The organism is Micromonospora sp. D75 (assembly GCF_018070405.1).
Classification (GTDB): domain Bacteria; phylum Actinomycetota; class Actinomycetes; order Mycobacteriales; family Micromonosporaceae; genus Micromonospora; species Micromonospora chalcea.
In genome coordinates this window covers 1-2,219 of sequence record NZ_JAGPXV010000810.1, presented here as the reverse complement: position 1 = coordinate 2,219, position 2,219 = coordinate 1, and the positions used below count along the sequence as shown (strand labels likewise).

Below are 2,219 nucleotides of genomic sequence, written 5' to 3'. Positions count from 1 at the left end.
GAGGCCACGAACGCGGCCCCGGAGGTGAGTGCGAGCACCGCCACCGCCGCGGCGGCCACCGTGCGGCGGCTGCGGCGCCGGGCACGTGCCCGCAGCTCGGCCGGTTCCGCCCAGCGGACGTTGCGCAGGTCCCGCTGCATCACGTCGATGAACGCCAGGTCGTCGTCACGCATCGGCGGGCTCCTCCAGATCCACTACCGCGAGCAGTTCGGCCAGGGCGGCTCGGCCCCGGGACAGCCGGGCCTTGACGGTGCCGACCGGGGCCTCGGTCTCCCGGGCCACCTCGGCGACCGGCATGCCGAGCAGGTAGTACAGCGCGAGAGCGACGCGTTGTTCCTCGGGCAGCCGCCGCAACGCGGCCACCACCTCGACCGTGTCGGTACTCGGCGCCGGCATGCTCTCCTCGGCGCCATGGCGCAGATAGGCGCGCGCCCGGCTGCGCAGGCTGCGCCAGCGGCTCACCGCGATCCGGCTCGCCACCACCCGCACCCATGCCTCCGGGTCGTCGTATCCGCGCACTGTGGACCACCGCTGCCAGGCCCGGATGTACGCCTCCTGCACGGCGTCCTGCGCCTCGGCGAGGTCGCCGGTGAGCACGTAGACGAAGCCGAGCAGCCGCTGTCGGCTGCCCCGGTAGAACTCGTCGAATCCGTCGACGTCCGGCACCTGCTACCTCCCGAGTGACGGTCGCAGGGGACACGCCTGGCGTGCCTGGTGCGGTTGCCCGCTCAGCCGATCATTTTCTCGAGTTCGCCGAGCGGGAAGCCGCCGGCCGGGATCCGGTCGCGGACGGCCCGGCGGACGGCGGTCTGCACCGCCGCGTTGGCCGGGGTGGGTACGCCGTGCAGGCGCCCGAGCAGCACGATCTCGCCGTTGAGGTGGTCGGTCTCGACCGAGCCCGCGCCCCGGGCCAGGCTCTGCCAGGTGGAACCGCCGGAGCGCTCCTCGCCGCCGACGGGCCGGTGCGACACCAGGTCACCGCGCTCGGCGGCCTCCTCCTCGACTGTGGTGTGCGCGATGCCGGCGGCGGCGAGCGCCGCCTCGCCCTCGGCGCGTACCCGCTTCGACAGGGCCTCGGGCACGTCCCGGCCGAGCAGCGCCTGGAGGCCGTTGCCGAGGTTGGCGAGCAGCTTGCCGTACTTCCAGCGCATCACGTCGTCGCGCACCGGCGCGACGAACCCGGCGGAGGTCAGGTCGGCGGCGACCGCCCGGCTGGTGTCGTCGGCGCCGCTCGGGTAGCGGCCGATGTGCAGCATGCCCGGGTGCGGATGCCCGTTGGCGACCACCAGGCCCGGTTCCAGGTGGGTGGCGGGCAGCCACACGCACACCGGGTGTACGCGGGCGAAGCGCCGCAGCGCGGCCGGCTCGTTCGCCACGCCGTTCTGGGCCAGCACGACCGGCAGCCGTTCGCCCGCCGTTCCGCCGCCCTCGACCGGCGCGTCCGCCCACGCCGTCAGCGCCGCCACGGTGTCCTGCGACTTCACGGTGAGCACCAGCACGGTGTCGGCCGGCAGGGGCGGGCCGTCCGGCCCGGCCACCGCCGGCAGCCGGCCGGTGACCTCCCGCTCCGGCGTGCGCAGCGTCAGACCCCGCTCCCGCAGCGCGTCCAGATGCGCGCCGCGGGCCACGAGCGTCACGTCGTGGTCGGCGTCGGCCAGGAGTACGCCGATGGTGCCGCCGACCGCGCCCGCTCCGATGATCACGTATCGCACGGGTCCGATTCTGCCCCTATGTGGCCTCGCCCGCCGGATACGCCGCTTGTCAGGCGGTGAGCCCCGCGTCGGCCAGGATCGGACCGGCCAGCAGCAGCGCGCCGACCACCAGCGCGCCCACGCTCACCAGCAGGAACACGCCCACCCATAACAGCGCCGGGAACGGCGTGAGCCGGGCGAGCTGGTCGGCGTCGGACTGCGGCATCCGGCCCCGGGCGCGTTGCCGGTGCAGCTCGAACACCGGTCGTACGCCGCCGAGCAGCAGGAACCAGACCGACGTCCAGGCGAACGCGGCCTGCACCTCGGGCGAGGTGTACCAGGAGACGGCGAGCACCACCCCGCCGGTGACAAGCAGCGAGAGCACGCCGAACAGGTTGCGGATCATCACCAGCATGGCGAGCAGCAGCGCCACCGCCAGCCACAGCAGCAGCGTGATCCGGTTCCCGGCCAGCAGCCACGCGCCGCCGAGGCCGAGCAGCGACGGCGCGACGTACCCGGCGAGCAGCG

General features: G+C 74.5%; 3 protein-coding genes. All 3 read right to left on the bottom strand.

What is annotated here, in order from left to right:
- Positions 1 to 165 precede the first annotated feature (165 nt).
- On the bottom strand, positions 166 to 666 hold the full coding sequence (locus tag KBX39_RS29365; protein WP_043326656.1) for a SigE family RNA polymerase sigma factor: 501 nt from the start codon (positions 664 to 666) through the stop codon (positions 166 to 168).
- Positions 667 to 728: 62 nt separating this feature from the next.
- The gene (locus tag KBX39_RS34150; protein WP_210873643.1) at positions 729 to 1,712 is read right to left on the bottom strand and encodes a ketopantoate reductase family protein; all 984 of its coding nucleotides are present in this window, start codon (positions 1,710 to 1,712) and stop codon (positions 729 to 731) included.
- 49 nt (positions 1,713 to 1,761) lie between these two features.
- The coding region (locus KBX39_RS29355; protein WP_210873642.1) for a M50 family metallopeptidase at positions 1,762 to 2,219 on the bottom strand (458 nt) is incomplete at its 5' end.